We start from the raw sequence: 19,023 nt of genomic DNA on the forward strand, positions 1-19,023 counted from the left end.
TTTTTACAGTTCATGTAAAATGCCGGCCTTTCTCCCCATGATCCGCTCCCCTGAGGACCTGAGATGACCCGAATCGGAACTCCATTGTCGCCAACCGCGACCCGCGTTTTGCTGTGTGGCTGCGGTGAACTGGGCAAGGAAGTGGTAATCGAACTGCAACGCCTGGGCGTTGAAGTGATTGCCGTGGATCGTTACGCCAATGCGCCGGCCATGCAGGTGGCCCATCGTAGTCATGTGATCAACATGCTTGACGGCGCCGCCTTGCGTGCGGTGATCGAAGCGGAAAAACCGCACTTCATCGTGCCGGAAATCGAAGCCATCGCCACCGCTACGTTGGTGGAGCTGGAGGCCGAAGGCTTCACCGTGATCCCGACCGCGCGCGCCACGTCGCTGACCATGAACCGTGAAGGCATCCGTCGCCTGGCCGCCGAGGAACTGGACCTGCCGACCTCGCCGTACCACTTCGCCGACACCTTCGAGGACTACAGCAAGGCCGTTCAGGACCTGGGCTTCCCGTGTGTGGTCAAGCCGGTGATGAGTTCGTCGGGCAAGGGCCAGAGCCTGTTGCGCAGCGCCGATGACGTGCAGAAAGCCTGGGACTATGCCCAGGAAGGCGGACGTGCCGGTAAAGGCCGGGTGATCATCGAAGGCTTTATCGATTTCGACTACGAAATCACCTTGCTGACCGTGCGCCATATCGGCGGCACCACGTTCTGCGCGCCGGTTGGTCATCGTCAGGAAAAAGGCGACTACCAGGAATCCTGGCAGCCACAGGCCATGAGCCCGATTGCCCTGGCCGAATCCGAGCGCGTGGCCAAGGCCGTGACCGAGGCTCTGGGCGGACGTGGTTTGTTCGGCGTGGAATTGTTCATCAAGGGCGATCAAGTGTGGTTCAGCGAAGTATCGCCGCGCCCTCATGACACCGGCCTGGTGACCCTGATTTCCCAGGACCTGTCGCAATTCGCCTTGCACGCACGCGCCATTCTCGGCCTGCCGATCCCGTTGATCCGACAGTTCGGGCCATCGGCGTCGGCGGTGATCCTGGTGGAAGGGCAGTCGACCCAGACCGCTTTCGCCAATCTCGGCGCGGCATTGAGCGAGCCGGATACGGCATTGCGTCTGTTCGGTAAGCCAGAAGTGAATGGCCAGCGCCGCATGGGTGTGGCGTTGGCGCGGGATGAGTCGATTGAAGCGGCTCGGGCCAAGGCTACCCGTGCTTCTAAAGCCGTTGTTGTAGAACTCTAAAAGCATCGGGGGCAAGCCCCCTCCCACATTTGACTGTATTCACAAATCAAAGTGGGAGGGGGCTTGCCCCCGATAGCGGCCTATCAGCCCACCCTGTTCAAATCGTTATCCCGCGTCTCTTTCAGGCACAGCACCGCAATCAAACTGAGCAGTGCCGCCGCCGACACATATCCACCCACATAACTCAGCCCGCCCATCGCCACCAGCTTGGTCGCGAAAAACGGCGCGGCCGATGCGCCAACGATGCCACCCAGGTTATACGCCGCCGAAGCCCCGGTATAACGCACGCGGGTCGGGAACAGCTCCGGCAGCAAGGCGCCCATCGGTGCGAACGTCACGCCCATCAGAAACAGCTCCAATGCCAGGAACAAGGCCACGGCCCAGGTGGAACCATGGGTCAGCAGTGGTTCCATGGTGAAACCGGACAGAATCGCCAGAATCGCACCGACGATCAGCACGGGTTTGCGGCCATAGCGGTCGCTGGCCAAGGCGGCAATCGGCGTGGCCAGGCCCATGAACAACACGGCGAAGCACAGCAGGCCGAGGAACGTCTCGCGGCTGTAACCCAGGGTGGAAACACCATAGCTCAGAGAAAATGCGGTGGTGATGTAGAACAGCGCATAGCACACCACCATCGACGCGGCGCCCAGCAGCACTGGCAACCAATGCTGGCTGAACAGCTCCACCAGCGGCACTTTCACTGGTGCTTGCTTGGCTACGGCCTTGGCGAACACCGGCGTTTCATGCAGCTTCAGACGCGCATACAAACCGACCATCACCAGCGCGGCGCTGAGGATGAACGGGATGCGCCAGCCCCAACTGCGGAACTGTTCGTCGCTCAGGCTCATGGCCAGGATAAGAAACAGGCCGTTGGCCGCCAGGAAGCCAATCGAGGGGCCTAGTTGCGGGAACATACCGAACCAGGCGCGCTTACCCTTGGGCGCGTTCTCGGTGGCCAGCAGCGCCGCGCCACCCCATTCGCCGCCAAGGCCCAGGCCTTGCCCGAAACGCAGCACACACAACAGGATCGGCGCCCAGGCTCCAATGCTGTCATAGCCGGGTAGCAAGCCGATCAGCGTCGTACACACGCCCATCAGCAGCAACGAAGCCACCAGTGTGGACTTGCGGCCGATGCGATCGCCGAAATGGCCGAACAGTGCCGAGCCCAGCGGGCGGGCAATAAAGGCGATACCGAAAGTGAGGAAAGACGCCAGCATCTGCGCGGTGCCCGAACTCTGCGGGAAGAACACCGGGCCGATCACCAGTGCCGCAGCGGTGGCGTAGATATAGAAATCATAGAACTCGATGGCAGTGCCGACGATGCTCGCGGTAGCGACCCGTGCGGTGGAGTTGCTCGGGGCGGCGGTCGCGGCCTCGTTATAGGTGGTGCTCATGGCGGTATCCCTGACGGTCGTTGCGCGTTTGGACGCGGATTATTATTGGTCGAACACCCATGGATCAGGGTTGCACGCGGGGCTGCTCGGGATGGGAGCGAACACCGGTCGGACATGGTGAATCGATGCCTGGACGCGCTGAGTGCGGGTAGCACGCGGTCTGGCAGAGCTTGGATAAGCCGCAGGGATTATAGGAAGGGGCGTGGAATTGTAACAAGGCCTGACACGGTGCAAATCAACCTGTGGAGAAGGGGCCCACGTTTAATTTTGGTTGATCAGAAGTTATGCGGCGACAGGCATTCTGCTGGTATGCCAGATCAACACCTTGCTCACGCGGTTATCTTCGGTCTCGAGGATTTCCAGGCGGTAACGCCCGATCTTCAGGCACACCGCGCAATCCGGGATGGTTTCCAGCGCTTCGGTCACCAGGCCGTTGAGGGTTTTGGGGCCGTCGCTGGGTAAGTGCCAGCCCAGGCTTTTGTTCAGCTCACGGATCGAGGCGGCGCCGTCGATGATGTAACGACCATCCGGCTGGGCCTGGATGTGCGGGTTATCCGCGCCTTGCTCGCTTTCGAATTCGCCGACGATTTCTTCGAGGATGTCTTCCAGGGTGACAATCCCCAGCACTTCACCGTACTCGTCCACCACCATGCCCAGACGACGCTGCTGCTTGTGGAAGTTCAGCAGTTGCAACTGCAGCGGCGTGCTTTCCGGAACGAAGTAGGGGTCGTGGCAGGCGGCGAGCAACGCCTCTTTGGTCAGGCTGGCGTCGGGCAGCAAATGCTGGATCTGCCGCGTATTCAACACCGCCTGCACCTGGTTGATATCGCTGTGGAACACCGGCAAGCGCGTACGCTCGGAGGTGCGCAGTTGTTCGATGATCGTTTCGATCGGCTCGTCCAGGTTGATGCCGTCGACTTCACTGCGCGGCACCAGGATGTCATTGACCGTGATGTTGTCCAGGGCGTGGATGCCGGGCATGCCGTGGGCTTGGCTTTTATCGGTTGCCTGCTCCGGTTCGTCATCGTGATCGGGCAGCGGCTCGTCGCTTTTTTTGACTGCGCCGGTCTTGCGGGCGAAGGGGCGCAATAGCATCAGGCTGATGCCATTGAGCAGCCAGGCCAGGGGATAGAGGAGCTTCAGTGGCACGCCCAGCAACGTATTGCCAAAGCCGAGCACCGCTTGCGGATGACGGGTAGCCAGGGCGCGGGGCAGGTAGTCGGCCAGCACCAGGAGGACCGCGCAAGAAATCAGCCAGCCCAGCCACGGACCGTTTGCCGCCCAGGCGTAAATTGCCAGCAGCGTACACAGGATGACCACCACCCCACGGCACAGCGTATTGCACAAGATCAGGCTGTCACGCGGGAAATTCAGGCGGGCGGCGGCCTTGTCGCCCTGGCGCGTGCCGGGGCGCAGGGCCAGCAGGTGTTGCTGGGCGGCTTCTATGGCGGTAAACAGCCCGGCCCATAACACCAGCAGGGCGATTACCGCGAGCATCGGCCCCAGGGGCAAATTGTCCATGATCGCTGCCCGTCAGATATGCAGGATGTATTCGCGAACCAGCTTGCTGCCGAAATAGGCCAGCATGAGCAAGCAGAAACCGGCCAGGGTCCAGCGGATTGCCTTATGCCCGCGCCAACCGAGACGGTTGCGGCCCCACAACAACACGCTGAACACCACCCACGCCAGGCAGGCCAGCAGGGTTTTGTGCACCAGGTGCTGGGCGAACAGGTTCTCGACGAACAGCCAGCCGGAAATCAGCGACAGCGACAGCAGCGTCCAACCGGCCCACAGGAAGCCGAACAGCAGGCTCTCCATGGTTTGCAGCGGTGGGAAGTTCTTGATCAGGCCCAATGGGTGTTTGTGCTTGAGCTGGTGGTCCTGCAACAGCAGGAGCAGGGACTGGAACACGGCAATGGTGAACATGCCGTAGGCCAGGATCGACAGCAGGATGTGGGCGAGAATGCCCGGTTCTTCGTCGATCACCTGCACGGTGCCGGTGGGTGCGAACTGCGCCAGCAGCACCGTCAACATGCCCAGCGGGAAGAGCAGCACCAGCAGGTTTTCTACGGGAATGCGGGAGCAGGCGAGCAGCGTCAGGGCAATCACCGCGGCGGCGATCAGGCTGGCGGCGCTGAAGAAGTCCAGGCCCAGGCCGACCGGCGTCATCAAATGGGTGAACAGGCTCGCGGCATGTGCCAGCAGGGCGAGGACGCCCAGGCCGACCAGCAGGCGTTTGTCGGCCTTGGCGCATTGGGCCAGGCGGGTGCCCTGGTAGAGAGTCGCAGCGGCATACAAAAGGGCGGCGGCGAGGCTGGGTAGCAAACTGGGTGGCAAAGGGAGCATAAATCCTGTTAGGCAAGCCCGAAAGGCGCTGAGTTTGGCATACACCTGCGTTCCACGAAAGACTCCCGCGCCAGACAGCGGGTGTGCATGGGCGCAGTCTTCGCTATAATCCGCGACCTGCCCCCGCCGCAGGCTCGCCGGCCGCTGTTTCTAATAGCGATTTACCACAGCCTGGGCCGCCATTACCTCGGTCTACCATAGGGCCTGAAAGGATCGCGCATGTTTGAAAACTTGACTGACCGTCTCTCGCAGACGCTGCGCCACGTTACCGGCAAGGCCAAGCTGACCGAGGACAATATTAAAGACACCCTGCGCGAAGTGCGCATGGCACTGCTGGAAGCCGACGTCGCCTTGCCTGTGGTCAAGGACTTCGTCAACTCGGTCAAGGAGCGCGCAGTCGGCACCGAAGTGTCCCGCAGCCTGACTCCGGGCCAGGCGTTTGTGAAAATCGTCCAGGCCGAACTCGAAAGCCTGATGGGCGCTGCCAACGAAGACCTCAACCTCAGCGCCGTGCCACCGGCCGTCGTGCTGATGGCCGGTCTGCAAGGCGCGGGTAAGACCACTACCGCCGGCAAGCTGGCGCGCTTCCTTAAAGAGCGCAAGAAGAAGTCGGTGATGGTGGTGTCGGCCGACGTGTACCGTCCGGCGGCCATCAAACAGTTGGAAATGCTTGCCGGCGAAGTGGGCGTGACCTTCTTCCCGTCCGACCTGAGCCAGAAGCCGGTCGACATCGCCAACGCTGCTATTAAAGAAGCCCGGCTGAAGTTCATCGACGTGGTTATCGTCGATACTGCCGGTCGTCTGCATATCGACGAAGAGATGATGGGCGAGATCAAGGCGCTGCATGCCGCGATCAACCCGGTCGAAACGCTGTTCGTGGTTGACGCCATGACCGGCCAGGATGCGGCGAACACCGCCAAGGCATTCGGCGATGCGCTGCCACTGACGGGCGTGATCCTCACCAAGGTCGACGGCGATGCCCGTGGCGGTGCTGCTTTGTCGGTGCGCTCGATTACCGGCAAGCCGATCAAGTTCATCGGTATGGGCGAGAAGAGCGAAGCGCTCGAACCGTTCCACCCTGAGCGTATCGCCTCGCGCATCCTCGGCATGGGCGACGTGCTCAGCCTGATCGAGCAGGCCGAAGCCACTCTCGACAAGGACAAGGCCGACAAGCTCGCCAAGAAACTGAAGAAGGGCAAGGGCTTCGACCTCGAAGACTTCCGCGACCAGCTGCAACAAATGAAGAACATGGGCGGCCTCGGCGGCCTGATGGACAAGCTGCCAAACATCGGTGGCGTGAACCTGGCGCAGATGGGCAATGCCCAGGGCGCGGCAGAGAAGCAGTTCAAGCAGATGGAAGCCATCATCAACTCCATGACCCCGGCCGAGCGCCGCGACCCTGAGCTGATCAGCGGTTCGCGCAAGCGTCGGATCGCCATGGGTTCCGGCACTCAGGTGCAGGACATCGGCCGCTTGATCAAGCAGCACAAGCAGATGCAGAAGATGATGAAGAAGTTCTCCGCCAAAGGCGGCATGGCCAAGATGATGCGCGGCATGGGCGGTATGTTGCCCGGCGGCGGCATGCCGAAAATGTAAAGAATTCGAGCAAGGGCTCGCTCTTGCTCCGCCCCACAGGGATGTGGGATCTCCAGCAAACCCGCCGTTGGCGGGTGCTGACTCGCTGTTTTAACCGACGGCTCTCCAGCAGATCTGAGTGGTACGCCCATAGGCGCCAGAAAAAGACATTTGCAAAAGTCCGGATATTCCTTAGAATATGCGGCCTTTCGGGCACCTATGCCCGCTGTGCATTTAGATTTGCAGCACCGACTACAGGAACGATGTTCACATGCTAACAATCCGTCTTGCCCTTGGCGGCTCCAAAAAGCGCCCGTTTTACCACTTGACCGTAACTGACAGCCGCAACCCACGTGACGGCTCTCACAAGGAACAAGTTGGCTTCTTCAACCCGATCGCTCGTGGTCAAGAAGTCCGCCTGTCCGTGAACCAAGAGCGCGTAGCCTACTGGCTGAGCGTTGGTGCACAGCCTTCTGAGCGTGTTGCCAAGTTGTTGAAGGACTCGGCTAAGGCCGCAGCCTGAGCAATATGAGCGCGACGCCAGCGGTTGCTGATGATTTGATCGTTATCGGCAAGATTTATTCTGTTCATGGCGTTCGCGGCGAAGTGAAGGTGTATTCCTTTACTGATCCGACTGAAAACCTGTTGCAGTACAAGACCTGGACGCTCAAGCGCGAAGGTAGTGTGAAACAGGTCGAGCTGGTCAGTGGACGCGGGAGCGATAAGTTCCTGGTCGCAAAGCTCAAGGGTCTTGATGATCGTGAAGAAGCGCGTCTTCTGGCCGGTTATGAGATCTGCGTGCCGCGCAACCTGTTCCCTGAATTGACCGACGGCGAGTACTACTGGTACCAGCTGGAAGGTCTGAAGGTTATTGATCAACTGGGGCAAATGCTCGGGAAAATCGATCATCTTCTGGAAACCGGCGCCAATGATGTAATGGTGGTCAAGCCTTGCGCTGGCAGCCTGGATGATCGCGAACGCCTATTGCCCTATACCGAGCAATGCGTGTTGGCCGTCGACCTGGCAGCGGGCGAGATGAAGGTGGAATGGGACGCGGACTTCTAAGCGTGGCTAATTTGCGCATTGAAGTGATCAGTTTGTTTCCCGAGATGTTTTCCGCCATCAGCGAGTACGGCATCACCAGTCGGGCGGTGAAGCAGGGGCTGTTGCAGCTTACCTGTTGGAACCCGCGAGACTACACGACGGATCGACATCACACTGTGGACGATCGCCCATTTGGCGGTGGCCCGGGCATGGTGATGAAGATCAAGCCCCTGGAAGACGCGTTGGTTCAGGCCAAGGCAGCAGCCGGGGAGAAGGCGAAGGTAATTTACCTGTCCCCTCAAGGCCGTCAGCTGAAACAGGCGGCGGTGCGCGAACTGGCGAATGAGGAAGCATTGATCCTGATTGCCGGTCGCTATGAAGGCATTGACGAGCGGTTTATTGAAGCTCATGTCGATGAAGAGTGGTCGATTGGGGACTATGTTCTGTCTGGCGGCGAGCTGCCGGCGATGGTCCTGATAGATGCGGTTACACGACTGCTGCCTGGAGCTTTAGGGCATGCGGACTCCGCGGAGGAAGATTCCTTCACGGATGGTTTGCTGGATTGCCCGCACTACACCCGACCGGAGGTGTATGCGGATCAGCGTGTTCCCGACGTATTGCTAAGTGGCAATCACGCACACATCCGGCGTTGGCGTTTACAGCAGTCCCTTGGTCGGACCTATGAACGACGCGCCGATCTTCTGGAAAGCCGCTCGCTTTCTGGAGAAGAGAAGAAGCTGCTCGAGGAATACATCCTCGCGCGGGACGATAGTTAACAACGTATCGATGGTAGGTCCATTGACTTACCTTAGGAGCACAGCATGACTAACAAAATCATCCTTGCACTCGAAGCAGAGCAGATGACCAAAGAGATCCCTACCTTTGCCCCGGGCGACACCATTGTCGTTCAGGTGAAAGTGAAGGAAGGCGACCGTTCGCGTCTGCAAGCGTTCGAAGGCGTGGTAATCGCCAAGCGTAACCGTGGTGTGAACAGTGCTTTCACTGTTCGTAAAATCTCCAACGGTGTTGGCGTAGAGCGTACTTTCCAGACCTACAGCCCGCAGATCGACAGCATGGCCGTTAAGCGTCGCGGTGACGTACGTAAAGCCAAGCTGTACTACCTGCGTGACCTGTCCGGTAAAGCAGCTCGCATCAAGGAAAAACTGGCTTAAGTCCAGCTTCCGATGCAGAAAAAAGCAGCCTACGGGCTGCTTTTTTGTGCCTGCGATTTAAGGTCCGCGCTAGGATCTCTTTTCTATCTATTTTCCTGTTCGAGCCCCCATGTCTGCCATTGACCACCCTCTGATCGACCGTTTCCTCGACGCCCTTTGGTTGGAAAAAGGCCTGTCGGATAACACTCGTCAGGCTTACCGCAGTGACCTGGCTCTGTTCAATGGCTGGCTGCAGGAAAAGAACCTCGAACTGATCAACGCCGGGCGTGAATTGATCCTTGATCATTTGGCCTGGCGCTTGGAGCAGAACTACAAGCCGCGCTCCACGGCGCGATTTCTCTCGGGCGTGCGAGGTTTCTATCGCTATCTGCTGCGGGAAAAACTCATCGCTCTCGACCCGACCTTGCAAATCGATATGCCGCAGTTGGGTAGGCCGCTGCCTAAATCCCTGTCGGAAGCCGACGTGGAGGCCTTGCTCAATGCTCCTGATCTGAGCGAAGCCATCGGCCAGCGCGACCGCGCGATGCTGGAGGTGCTTTACGCCTGCGGTCTGCGGGTGACCGAGCTGATCAGTCTGACCTTAGAGCAGGTCAACTTGCGCCAGGGCGTGTTGCGGGTGATGGGCAAGGGCAGCAAGGAGCGCTTGGTGCCGATGGGGGAGGAGGCGATTGTGTGGGTCGAGCGCTACATGCGTGACGCGCGCAGTGAACTGCTCGGCGGGCGGCCCAGTGATGTGCTGTTCCCCAGTCAGCGTGGCGAACAGATGACCCGTCAGACGTTCTGGCACCGCATCAAGCACCAGGCCAAGGTTGCCGGGATCGGCAAGGCGTTGTCGCCCCACACGTTGCGCCATGCTTTCGCCACGCATTTGCTCAATCATGGTGCGGATTTGCGCGTGGTGCAGATGCTGCTCGGCCACAGCGATTTATCCACAACCCAGATCTACACCCATGTGGCGCGTGCGCGCTTGCAGGATATGCACGCCAAGCACCATCCGCGCGGCTGAAAACCGCCAATTTATTCCGCCACGGGCTGCCCTGCGGCCCAACTGTGGTAGGCTTTGCCGGTTAGCAAAGGGGACGGTCCCGGCCCGTGTTTCCAGATCGGTGTTCCTTCCCGTCCCTGCATCTGCCTTCAGGAGTTCCCATGCGCTTGACCCAGATTATTGCCGCCGCAGCCATTGCGTTGGTTTCCTCGTTTGCCTTCGCTGATGATGCTGCCGAGCAGACCATTCGCAAGAGCCTGGCCAATCTGCAGCTCGACACACCGATCGAAAGCATCAGCGCCAGCCCCATGGCCGGTCTGTACGAGGTCAAGCTCAAGGGCAGCCGCGTGCTGTACGCCAGCGCCGATGGTCAGTACATCGTCCAGGGCTACCTGTTCCAGCTCAAGGACGGCAAGCCCGTCAACCTGACCGAGAAAGCCGAGCGCCTGGGCGTGTCCAAGCTGATCAATGGCATTCCCGTGGCTGAAACCGTGGTCTACCCGGCCATCGGCGAAACCAAGACCCACATCACCGTGTTTACTGACACCACCTGCCCGTACTGCCACAAATTGCACGCCGAAGTGCCTGAGCTGAACAAGCTGGGTGTAGAAGTGCGCTACGTCGCGTTCCCGCGTCAGGGGCTGGGCTCGCCGGGCGATGAACAATTGCAGGCCGTGTGGTGTTCAGCCGACAAGAAGGCGGCGATGGACAAGATGGTCGACGGTAAGGAAATCAAGGCCGCCAAATGCGCCAACCCGGTATCCAAGCAGTTCGCTCTCGGCCAGTCCATTGGCGTGAACGGTACACCGGCCATCGTATTGGCGGACGGTCAAGTGATTCCGGGCTACCAGCCGGCACCACAAGTTGCCAAACTGGCGCTGAGTGCCAAATAAACCAGCATCGTCGAATCTTTGACGATCGTGGTCCGCCGATGAGTCGACGGACCATTAATTGAAAGCCGCAGTTGTGCGGCTGTTTTCCACGGCCGACCTAGCGTCGGCCGTTTCATGGGGAGTTCTTCAGTGAAACCGGTCAAAGTAGGCATCTGTGGGTTAGGGACCGTCGGTGGCGGCACCTTCAACGTCCTTCAGCGTAACGCTGAAGAAATTTCGCGCCGTGCAGGGCGTGGAATTGAAGTGGCGCAAATTGCCACGCGTTCGCCAAAGCCTCAGTTCCAAACGACCGGTATTGCGATTACCAACGATGTCTTCGCCGTGGCCACCAACCCTGAAATCGATATCGTCATCGAGCTGGTCGGGGGCTACACCGTGGCCCGCGAGCTGGTGCTCAAAGCCATCGAGAACGGCAAGCATGTGGTCACCGCCAACAAGGCGCTGATCGCCGTGCATGGCAACGAAATTTTCGCCAAGGCCCGCGAGAAGGGCGTGATCGTGGCGTTCGAAGCCGCAGTGGCCGGCGGTATCCCGGTGATCAAGGCGATCCGTGAAGGCTTGTCTGCCAACCGTATCAACTGGGTGGCCGGCATCATCAACGGCACCGGTAACTTCATCCTCACCGAAATGCGCGAGAAGGGCCGCACCTTCGAAGACGTGCTGGCCGAAGCCCAGGCTCTGGGCTACGCCGAAGCCGATCCGACCTTCGACGTGGAAGGCATCGACGCGGCGCACAAGCTGACCATCCTGGCGTCCATCGCCTTTGGTATCCCGCTGCAATTCGACAAGGCCTACACCGAAGGCATCACCAAGCTGACCACCGCCGACGTGAATTACGCCGAAGCCTTGGGCTATCGCATCAAGCACCTGGGCGTGGCTCGCAGCACGCCGGCGGGTATCGAGTTGCGTGTGCACCCGACGCTGATCCCGGCCGACCGCCTGATCGCCAACGTCAATGGCGTGATGAACGCGGTGATGGTCAACGGTGACGCCGCAGGTTCGACCCTGTTCTATGGCGCCGGCGCCGGCATGGAGCCTACGGCTTCGTCAGTGATCGCCGACCTGGTGGACGTAGTTCGCGCCATGACCAGCGACCCGGAAAACCGTGTGCCGCACCTGGCCTTCCAGCCGGACTCGCTGTCGGCCCACCCGATTCTGCCGATCGAGGCTTGCGAAAGCGCCTACTACCTGCGCATCCAGGCCCAGGATCACCCGGGCGTGTTGGCTCAGGTGGCCAGCATCCTGTCGGAGCGGGGCATCAACATCGAGTCGATCATGCAGAAGGAAGTCGAGGAGCAAAACGGCCAAGTGCCAATGATCCTGCTGACCCACCGTGTGCTCGAACAACACATTAACGATGCCATCCAGGCACTGGAAGCGCTCCAGGGTGTGGTTGGGCCGGTTGTACGGATTCGCGTCGAACATTTGAATTAATCCAGCTGCAAGCTATTAGCTGCAAGCTGCAAGTAAAAGCCGATCAGCTTTAACTTGCCGCTTGTAGCTTGAAGCTTGAAGCTCAAACCAAAGGTTTGCTTTTATGCGCTACATCAGCACCCGCGGCCAGGCACCGGCCCTGAATTTCGAAGACGTTCTGCTGGCAGGTCTTGCCACCGACGGCGGTCTGTACGTGCCGGAAAACCTGCCACGTTTTACCCAGGAAGAAATAGCCTCCTGGGCTGGCCTGCCGTACCACGAGCTGGCGTTTCGGGTGATGCGCCCGTTCGTCACCGGCAGCATTCCGGATGCGGACTTCAAAAAGATTCTAGAAGAAACCTACGGCGTGTTTTCCCACAGCGCCATCGCACCGTTGCGGCAGTTGAACAGCAACGAGTGGGTCTTGGAGCTGTTCCACGGCCCGACCCTGGCGTTCAAGGACTTTGCGCTGCAACTGCTGGGTCGCCTGCTGGATTACGTGCTGGCCAAGCGTGGCGAGCGCGTGGTGATCATCGGTGCCACCTCCGGTGATACCGGTTCGGCGGCGATTGAAGGCTGCAAACACTGCGAAAACGTCGACATTTTCATCCTGCATCCGCACAAGCGGGTGTCGGAAGTGCAGCGCCGTCAGATGACGACTATCTTCGGCGACAATATCCACAACATCGCCATCGAAGGTAACTTCGATGACTGCCAGGAAATGGTCAAGAACAGCTTCGCCGACCAGAGCTTCCTCAAGGGCACGCGTCTGGTGGCGGTGAACTCGATCAACTGGGCGCGGATCATGGCTCAGATCGTCTACTACTTCCACGCAGCCCTACAGTTGGGCGGCCCAGCGCGTTCGGTGTCGTTCTCGGTGCCGACCGGCAACTTCGGCGACATCTTCGCCGGTTACCTGGCGCGCAACATGGGCCTGCCGATCAACCAGTTGATCGTCGCCACCAACCGCAACGACATCCTGCACCGCTTTATGAGCGGCAACCAGTACGTCAAGGAAACCCTGCACGCGACCTTGTCGCCGTCCATGGACATCATGGTGTCGTCGAACTTCGAGCGTCTGCTGTTCGACATGCACGGTCGCAACGGTGCGGCTATTGCCGGTTTGATGGACAACTTCAAGCAAGGCGGCGGTTTCAGCGTCGAGCAAGAGCGCTGGACCGAAACCCGTAAGTTGTTCGATTCCCTGGCCGTGGACGATGCACAGACCTGCGAAACCATCGCTGAAGTCTATGCCCAGACCGGCGAGCTGCTCGACCCGCACACTGCCATCGGCGTGAAGGCCGCACGGGAGTGCCGTCGCAGCCTGGACATCCCGATGGTGATCCTGGGCACCGCCCACCCGGTCAAGTTCCCGGAAGCGGTGGAAAAGGCAGGCGTTGGCAAGGCACTGGAATTGCCGACGCACCTGGCGGACCTCTTCGAGCGTGAAGAACGCTGCACCGTGCTGGCCAATGACCTGAAGACCGTGCAGGCGTTTGTCAGCCAACACGGTAACCGAGGCAAGCCGCTGTAAGGCAGATTTGCCCGCGTAGAAACGCCGCTTTCCCATTCTTGGGGCAGCGGCGTTTTTTTTTCGTTCGCCTCCGATGAACCCGCCAACACCCGCCATCGCTTGATCAGCGATGAGCCGCCGTTTTTTGTCTGTCATGTTCCAAGCGCAAGCTGAACTGAACACCCCGGATGTCCATAGCGACGAAAAAGCGAACTTTCCTACATGGCAATCGGTCATTTAGAAAAGACGCAGCGCTCGTTGAAACGATTGTTCCCGAACTATTGAATGGTGATCGAGATGGAAAGTATCAGCCTATTGCTCGAAGAAGCACTGAGCCCTTACCGGGTTACGCTGACCACCGTTGGCGTGCAAGGCGAATGCCTGGTAACCGTGAAGAATCCTGCCGGCGCTATCGTGGTGGAACGTGAAGTCGACCGCGCTCAGTTGATGGATAAGCGGGTGCTGGTGGATGTGGTCGATTGCCTGCTGCGTGACCTGAAAATCGCTGAAGGCCGCTTGGAACCTTCCGTGATCGCTGCTCTGCGCAATGCCGCCCAAACCCGGGGCGCTGCCTGCGCATGAAGAATTATTCACTCATGGAAACTTCCTACTGCATGCCCGGTCAGATTTCGTAACAGCAAGAGCGAACATTGTGCTCCGGTGTTTGTGGCTTGCTGTACTGGTCTTTAGATAGGCCACGTTTAACCCCGAAGTGTCTCCCCACTCTTCGGGGTTTCTTTTTGCCTGCGATTTGTCAGGGCTCGTTCCAGTCTTGAAAAAATACCGGGTTGTCGCGCAGGTAATCCTGGCGCATCAGTGGGTCCAGCCAGGCGGCGTAGGCTTGTTGTATCTGCTCCTGCGGGATGTCACGCACCGCTTGATTGATGCGGGTGATGGCCTGGCGCCCTTGGGCGGTGTTCGAGCAGCCGATATGGGTGTGCTGATAGGGTGGGGCGCCTTTGATCGGGTAGAAACTCAAATTGTCAGGGGCAATGCCTTGTTGCTGGGCGTGATAGCGGATCTCCGGCCAATAGCCGAGCACCGCTTCCAGTCTGCCCAGACGTTGCATTTGCAGCAGGCTGCCCATGGCATCGTTGCCGTAGTGCAGGGCCAGGTGCTGGGTGTCGGTCTGCTTGAGTGCTTCATCGATATTTGGTCCATAGCTTCGTTCCGCAACAGCGCCTACCCGAGCTTCATGGGCAGCCAGGAACGCCTGCAGGTCCAACTGACCGTGGCTGATAAATCGCGCCAGTTGCTCACCCTGGCTGCTGCGAATGGCCGCGCCATTGCTGGCGACGACAAAGGCCTGTTTGGAAAACGCAACGTATGCCGCACGCTTCGCTGTCCATAGCAACGAGGGATCGCAGATGAGCGTCCCCTCGCGCAGCATTTGCGTTCCGCGTGCGCGATTGACGTGCAGCACTTCGTGGCGATAGTCCGGCAGGCGCTCGATCAGCAGCGGCAGCAGCTGATCCAAGGCGCCCTGGCCTTTGCCGGGGCCGTCGAAAATCGTCAGTGGCGGCAAATCACGCAGCAGCCAGATCAAGGTGTCTTGCGCGTGAGCCGATGCAGGCCACCCACCGGCCACTGTTGTCGCCAGGCAGAGCTGCACCAGCCACTGTTTGCACCGATGGCGCATCAGATTGCGCCTGCCTCACGCAAGCGCACAATCGCTGCGGCGTCATAGCCCAGCTCACCCAGTACAGCGCCGTTATGCTCGCCCAGTTGCGGGCCCACCCACTCGCAACTGCCGGGGGTATCCGACAGTTTGGGCACGATGCCGGGCATCTTGAAATCCTTGCCACCCGGAAGCTGCGCCTTGAGGAACATCTCGCGGGCCAGAAATTGCGGGTCGCCCAGCATGTCCTCAGCGCTGTAGATGCGGCTGGCGGGCACCTCGGCGCCATTCAATTGCTCGATCACCTGCTCCAGTGGCAGCGAATTGACCCAGCGATCGATTACGCCGTACAGCTCGTCACGGCGGCTGTCGCGCCCGTCATTGCTGGCCAGTTGTGGATCGTTAGCCAGGTCTTCGCGGCCGATGGCGGCCATGAAGCGCTTGAAGATCGCATCGCCATTGGCGCCGATCTGCACATGCTTGCCGTCCGCACTGGTATGGATCGAGGAGGGCGTGATACCCGGCATGATGTTGCCGGTGCGTTCGCGGATAAACCCGAACACGTCGAACTCGGGAATCATGCTTTCCATCATGGCGAAAATGGCTTCATACAGCGCGACATCGACCACCTGGCCCAGGCCGCCGTTAACCTCACGATGCCGCAGCGCCATCAGCGCACCGATCACCGCCCATAGCGCTGCAATGGAATCTCCGATGGAGATCCCGGTACGCACCGGCGGGCGGTCCTCGAAACCGGTGATGTAACGCAGCCCGCCCATGGACTCGCCCACGGCGCCAAACCCTGGCTGGTCCTTCATCGGCCCGGTCTGGCCAAAGCCCGAGAGGCGCACCATGACCAGTTTCGGGTTGAGCGCGTGCAGGGTTTCCCAACTCAGGCCCAGTTTTTCCAACACGCCGGGACGGAAGTTTTCGATCAAGATGTCGGCGTCCGCCAGCAGTTGCTTAAGAATGGCCAGGCCATCCGGGTGCTTGAGGTTCAGCGTGAGGGATTTCTTGTTGCGCGCCTGCACGAACCACCACAGCGATGTGCCTTCATACAGCTTGCGCCATTTGCGCAGCGGATCGCCGCCGTCCGGGGATTCGACCTTGATGACCTCGGCGCCGAATTCTGCGCAGATACGTGAGGCGAACGGGCCCGCGATCAGGGTGCCGAGTTCGATGACTTTCAGGCCGGCAAGCGGTTTGGCATTAAACGACATGGGGATCCTTGGCTGCGCAGAACAGGTATGTGATGCCTTTTAACATAGGCGAGGGGCCCAGGGATAAGGGTGATGCAGCGCAGGATTCGTTGATTGGCCTCGCCATCGGTTAGACTGGCCGCCTTTCCTTATCTCTAGAAGCCCGTTCATGGCCCAGCCGTCCACGACCTACAAATTCGAACTCAACCTCACCGACCTCGACCGTTCGGTGTACGAGAGCGTCAAACAGACCATCGCCCGCCACCCGTCGGAGACCGAAGAGCGCATGACCGTGCGTTTGCTGGCTTATGCCCTCTGGTACAACGAACAGTTGTCGTTTGGGCGTGGTCTGTCAGATGTAGACGAACCGGCCCTGTGGGAAAAAAGCCTGGATGACCGGGTTTTACACTGGATTGAAGTCGGCCAACCCGATGCCGATCGCTTGACCTGGTGCTCGCGCCGCACCGAGCGCACCAGCCTGCTGGCCTACGGCAGCCTGCGCGTTTGGGAAGGCAAAGTGGTGCCGGTCGCCGCTAACCTGAAGAACGTGCACATCGCGGCTGTGCCGCAGGAAGTCCTCGAAACCCTGGCCAAGGACATGCCCAGGGTGATCAAGTGGGATGTGATGATCAGCGAAGGCACGATGTTCGTCACCGACGACCGTGGCCAGCATGAAGTGCAGTTGCAGTGGCTGGTCGGCGAGCGTGGTTGAAACGCTCGGAAGGGGCCTGCCCCTCCCACGTTGCCTGTCAGTCGATTTCAGCCTTGCCGTTTAACCGTCGTATTAAAGAGAAGTTTCCTTCACCCCATGCGTATCGATCCTCGTCCGTTGCCCGCCGTCCTGCCGTTTCTCGGTGAATTGCCGCCCCTGTTGACCCGCCTTTACGCCGCGCGCGGGGTGCAGTCCGAGGCCGAGCTGGACAAGAGCCTGGCGCGGTTGATTCCCTACCAGCAGCTCAAGGGTATCGATACCGCGGTGGACTTGCTGGTGACCGCGCTGGAGCAACGCCAGCGCATCCTGATCGTGGGCGACTTCGATGCCGATGGCGCCACGGCCAGCGCCGTCGGCACCCTGGGCCTGCGGTTGCTGGGTGCGGCCCATGTCGATTATCTGGTGCCCAACCGCTTCGAATACGGTTATGGCCTCACGCCGGAAATCGTCGCCGTAGCGCTGCAGCGCGAACCGCAATTGCTGATCACCGTAGACAACGGTATCTCCAGCGTCGAAGGCGTGGCAGCGGCAAAAGCGGCGGGGCTGAAGGTGCTGGTGACCGATCACCACTTGCCGGGGGATGAGCTACCAGCGGCGGACGCCATCGTCAATCCGAACCAGCCTGGCTGCACGTTCCCCAGCAAAGCCCTGGCCGGTGTCGGCGTGATTTTCTACGTATTGATGGCCCTGCGCGCGCGCCTGCGCGAGTTGGGGTGGTACGCGAACACACCACAGCCCAATATCGGCGACCTGCTCGATCTGGTAGCCCTGGGCAGCGTCGCCGACGTGGTGCCCCTGGACGCCAACAATCGCATCCTCGTCCATCAGGGGCTGGAGCGTATTCGCGCCGGGCGCGCGCGACCGGGGATCAAGGCAATCCTGGAAGTGGCCAAGCGCGATGCGGCGCGAATCACCTCCACCGACCTGGGCTTTATCCTCGGGCCACGGCTCAACGCCGCCGGGCGCCTGGACGATATGAGCCTGGGTATCGAGTGCCTGCTGACTCGCGATTTCGCTGCGGCGCGTGAGATGGCCGTGCAACTGGACGGTATGAACCAAGACCGCAAATCCATCGAGCAGGGCATGCAGCGCGAGGCGCTGGCCCAGCTCAAGGACTTGCCGGTGGACTCCATGCCCTATGGCCTGTGCCTGTTCGATCCGGAGTGGCACCAGGGGGTGATCGGCATCCTGGCGTCGCGCATGAAAGAACGCTATTTCCGCCCGACCATCGCCTTTGCCGACGCCGGTGACGGCCTGCTTAAAGGCTCAGGGCGATCTGTGCCGGGTTTCCATATCCGTGACGCGCTGGCCGTAGTCGCTAGCCAGCATCCCACGCTGATCGCGAAATACGGCGGACACGCCATGGCGGCGGGGCTGACGTTGCCTGAGGAAAATTTCCCGCTGTTCGCCGAAGCTTTCGATGCCGAAGTGCGTCGGCAATTGCGTGAAGAAGACCTCACCGGGCGCCTGCTGTCCGATGGCACCTTGGCGGTGGAGGAATTCCACCTGGAACTGGCCCGTGCTCTGCGGCATGCCGGCCCTTGGGGCCAGCACTTTCCCGAGCCGTTGTTTCACGGGGTGTTCCAGTTGGTAGAGCAGCGGGTGGTGGGGGAGCGGCACCTGAAGGTGGTGCTCAAGAGTGAGTGCGGTTCGGTGAAGCTTGACGGCATCGCGTTCGGGGTGGATCGGGAAGTCTGGCCGAACCCGACGGTGCGTTGGGTGGAATTGGCCTACAAGCTGGATGTGAACGAGTTTCGTGGGAATGAAACCGTGCAGCTGATGATTGCCCACATCGAACCGCGCTAGATTTCACTAGGCCGTAAAACAACTGTGGGAGGGGGCTTGCCCCCGATAGCGGTAGGTCAGTCACAGCATTTTTGACTGACACTCAGCTATCGGGGGGGGGGGGGGGGA

At 60.1% G+C, this 19,023-nt stretch carries 18 protein-coding genes; 13 read left to right on the plus strand and 5 right to left on the minus strand.

Going from position 1 to position 19,023, the window contains the following annotated elements:
* The first annotated feature begins 63 nt into the window (after positions 1-63).
* Positions 64-1,245, plus strand: coding sequence for a formate-dependent phosphoribosylglycinamide formyltransferase (gene purT, locus ABX75_RS19105; protein ID WP_017139720.1), 1,182 nt, complete (start codon positions 64-66; stop codon positions 1,243-1,245).
* 83 nt (positions 1,246-1,328) lie between these two features.
* On the opposite strand, the gene ABX75_RS19110 is transcribed toward purT, so the two are convergent.
* The 3 genes from ABX75_RS19110 to ABX75_RS19120 all read right to left on the minus strand — a co-directional run bounded on the left by ABX75_RS19110 (position 1,329) and on the right by ABX75_RS19120 (position 4,985).
* Entirely contained in the window at positions 1,329-2,639 is a 1,311-nt protein-coding gene (locus ABX75_RS19110) for an MFS transporter (RefSeq protein ID WP_034100341.1), read from the minus strand.
* Positions 2,640-2,921: 282 nt separating this feature from the next.
* A complete protein-coding gene (locus tag ABX75_RS19115; RefSeq protein ID WP_047882474.1) occupies positions 2,922-4,160 on the minus strand; it encodes a transporter associated domain-containing protein in 1,239 nt (412 codons plus the stop codon).
* Positions 4,161-4,172: 12 nt separating this feature from the next.
* Positions 4,173-4,985: an inner membrane protein YpjD gene (locus ABX75_RS19120; protein WP_034100338.1), complete on the minus strand. Its 813-nt coding sequence runs from the start codon at positions 4,983-4,985 to the stop codon at positions 4,173-4,175.
* A gap of 219 nt (positions 4,986-5,204) precedes the next feature.
* Between ABX75_RS19120 and ffh the strand changes: the two genes are divergently transcribed.
* From ffh to ABX75_RS19170, 10 genes are all read left to right on the plus strand, one after another.
* Entirely contained in the window at positions 5,205-6,581 is a 1,377-nt protein-coding gene (gene ffh, locus ABX75_RS19125) for a signal recognition particle protein (RefSeq protein ID WP_034100336.1), read from the plus strand.
* Positions 6,582-6,831: 250 nt separating this feature from the next.
* Complete coding sequence (rpsP, locus tag ABX75_RS19130) at positions 6,832-7,083, plus strand: 30S ribosomal protein S16 (RefSeq protein WP_003238923.1); 252 nt, start codon at positions 6,832-6,834, stop codon at positions 7,081-7,083.
* A gap of 5 nt (positions 7,084-7,088) precedes the next feature.
* Positions 7,089-7,625, plus strand: coding sequence for a ribosome maturation factor RimM (rimM, locus tag ABX75_RS19135; RefSeq protein ID WP_034100333.1), 537 nt, complete (start codon positions 7,089-7,091; stop codon positions 7,623-7,625).
* Positions 7,607-8,380: a tRNA (guanosine(37)-N1)-methyltransferase TrmD gene (gene trmD / locus ABX75_RS19140; protein ID WP_024077235.1), complete on the plus strand. Its 774-nt coding sequence runs from the start codon at positions 7,607-7,609 to the stop codon at positions 8,378-8,380. Before rimM ends, trmD begins: the two co-directional genes overlap by 19 nt.
* Positions 8,381-8,425: 45 nt before the next feature.
* Positions 8,426-8,776, plus strand: coding sequence for a 50S ribosomal protein L19 (gene rplS / locus ABX75_RS19145; protein WP_003175895.1), 351 nt, complete (start codon positions 8,426-8,428; stop codon positions 8,774-8,776).
* Positions 8,777-8,885: 109 nt separating this feature from the next.
* Positions 8,886-9,782 (plus strand): site-specific tyrosine recombinase XerD, encoded by an 897-nt coding sequence (gene xerD, locus ABX75_RS19150; protein WP_034100332.1) that lies wholly within the window; start codon positions 8,886-8,888, stop codon positions 9,780-9,782.
* A 140-nt stretch (positions 9,783-9,922) separates the two neighbouring features.
* Positions 9,923-10,654, plus strand: a complete 732-nt coding sequence (gene dsbC, locus ABX75_RS19155) for a bifunctional protein-disulfide isomerase/oxidoreductase DsbC (protein WP_034100330.1) — start codon at positions 9,923-9,925, stop codon at positions 10,652-10,654.
* A gap of 129 nt (positions 10,655-10,783) precedes the next feature.
* Positions 10,784-12,088: a homoserine dehydrogenase gene (locus ABX75_RS19160; protein WP_034100328.1), complete on the plus strand. Its 1,305-nt coding sequence runs from the start codon at positions 10,784-10,786 to the stop codon at positions 12,086-12,088.
* A 103-nt stretch (positions 12,089-12,191) separates the two neighbouring features.
* Positions 12,192-13,601 (plus strand): threonine synthase, encoded by a 1,410-nt coding sequence (gene thrC / locus ABX75_RS19165; protein ID WP_034100326.1) that lies wholly within the window; start codon positions 12,192-12,194, stop codon positions 13,599-13,601.
* 264 nt (positions 13,602-13,865) lie between these two features.
* Positions 13,866-14,162: a DUF3509 domain-containing protein gene (locus ABX75_RS19170; RefSeq protein ID WP_034100324.1), complete on the plus strand. Its 297-nt coding sequence runs from the start codon at positions 13,866-13,868 to the stop codon at positions 14,160-14,162.
* A gap of 172 nt (positions 14,163-14,334) precedes the next feature.
* On the opposite strand, the gene ABX75_RS19175 is transcribed toward ABX75_RS19170, so the two are convergent.
* Positions 14,335-15,219 (minus strand): TIGR02285 family protein, encoded by an 885-nt coding sequence (locus ABX75_RS19175; RefSeq protein WP_040269347.1) that lies wholly within the window; start codon positions 15,217-15,219, stop codon positions 14,335-14,337.
* Complete coding sequence (locus ABX75_RS19180; RefSeq protein ID WP_034100321.1) at positions 15,219-16,418, minus strand: CaiB/BaiF CoA-transferase family protein; 1,200 nt, start codon at positions 16,416-16,418, stop codon at positions 15,219-15,221. The genes ABX75_RS19175 and ABX75_RS19180 overlap by 1 nt, the downstream gene beginning before the upstream one ends.
* A gap of 148 nt (positions 16,419-16,566) precedes the next feature.
* On the opposite strand from ABX75_RS19180, the gene ABX75_RS19185 reads away from it, so the two are divergent.
* Together ABX75_RS19185 and recJ are read left to right on the plus strand one after the other, a co-directional pair.
* Positions 16,567-17,109 (plus strand): YaeQ family protein, encoded by a 543-nt coding sequence (locus ABX75_RS19185; protein ID WP_034115010.1) that lies wholly within the window; start codon positions 16,567-16,569, stop codon positions 17,107-17,109.
* Positions 17,110-17,205: 96 nt separating this feature from the next.
* Positions 17,206-18,915 carry a single-stranded-DNA-specific exonuclease RecJ gene (gene recJ / locus ABX75_RS19190; protein WP_034115009.1) on the plus strand — a complete coding sequence of 570 codons (1,710 nt, stop codon included), beginning with the start codon at positions 17,206-17,208 and terminating at the stop codon, positions 18,913-18,915.
* The last annotated feature ends 108 nt before the right edge of the window (positions 18,916-19,023 follow it).

Source organism: Pseudomonas sp. ARP3, assembly GCF_001029595.1.
In the GTDB taxonomy this organism is placed as follows: Bacteria; Pseudomonadota; Gammaproteobacteria; order Pseudomonadales; family Pseudomonadaceae; genus Aquipseudomonas; species Aquipseudomonas rhodesiae.

Coding starts and splice junctions, on each gene's coding strand:
- trmD (WP_024077235.1), top strand. CDS start 7,607: ATGGGACGCGGACTTCTAAGCGTGGCTAATTTGCGCATTGAAGTGATC.
- ABX75_RS19110 (WP_034100341.1), bottom strand. CDS start 2,639: ATGAGCACCACCTATAACGAGGCCGCGACCGCCGCCCCGAGCAACTCC.
- ABX75_RS19120 (WP_034100338.1), bottom strand. CDS start 4,985: ATGCTCCCTTTGCCACCCAGTTTGCTACCCAGCCTCGCCGCCGCCCTT.
- ABX75_RS19115 (WP_047882474.1), bottom strand. CDS start 4,160: ATGGACAATTTGCCCCTGGGGCCGATGCTCGCGGTAATCGCCCTGCTG.
- purT (WP_017139720.1), top strand. CDS start 64: ATGACCCGAATCGGAACTCCATTGTCGCCAACCGCGACCCGCGTTTTG.
- ABX75_RS19175 (WP_040269347.1), bottom strand. CDS start 15,219: ATGCGCCATCGGTGCAAACAGTGGCTGGTGCAGCTCTGCCTGGCGACA.
- ABX75_RS19185 (WP_034115010.1), top strand. CDS start 16,567: ATGGCCCAGCCGTCCACGACCTACAAATTCGAACTCAACCTCACCGAC.
- ABX75_RS19170 (WP_034100324.1), top strand. CDS start 13,866: ATGGTGATCGAGATGGAAAGTATCAGCCTATTGCTCGAAGAAGCACTG.
- ffh (WP_034100336.1), top strand. CDS start 5,205: ATGTTTGAAAACTTGACTGACCGTCTCTCGCAGACGCTGCGCCACGTT.
- dsbC (WP_034100330.1), top strand. CDS start 9,923: ATGCGCTTGACCCAGATTATTGCCGCCGCAGCCATTGCGTTGGTTTCC.
- ABX75_RS19180 (WP_034100321.1), bottom strand. CDS start 16,418: ATGTCGTTTAATGCCAAACCGCTTGCCGGCCTGAAAGTCATCGAACTC.
- thrC (WP_034100326.1), top strand. CDS start 12,192: ATGCGCTACATCAGCACCCGCGGCCAGGCACCGGCCCTGAATTTCGAA.
- rimM (WP_034100333.1), top strand. CDS start 7,089: ATGAGCGCGACGCCAGCGGTTGCTGATGATTTGATCGTTATCGGCAAG.
- xerD (WP_034100332.1), top strand. CDS start 8,886: ATGTCTGCCATTGACCACCCTCTGATCGACCGTTTCCTCGACGCCCTT.
- recJ (WP_034115009.1), top strand. CDS start 17,206: ATGCGTATCGATCCTCGTCCGTTGCCCGCCGTCCTGCCGTTTCTCGGT.
- rpsP (WP_003238923.1), top strand. CDS start 6,832: ATGCTAACAATCCGTCTTGCCCTTGGCGGCTCCAAAAAGCGCCCGTTT.
- rplS (WP_003175895.1), top strand. CDS start 8,426: ATGACTAACAAAATCATCCTTGCACTCGAAGCAGAGCAGATGACCAAA.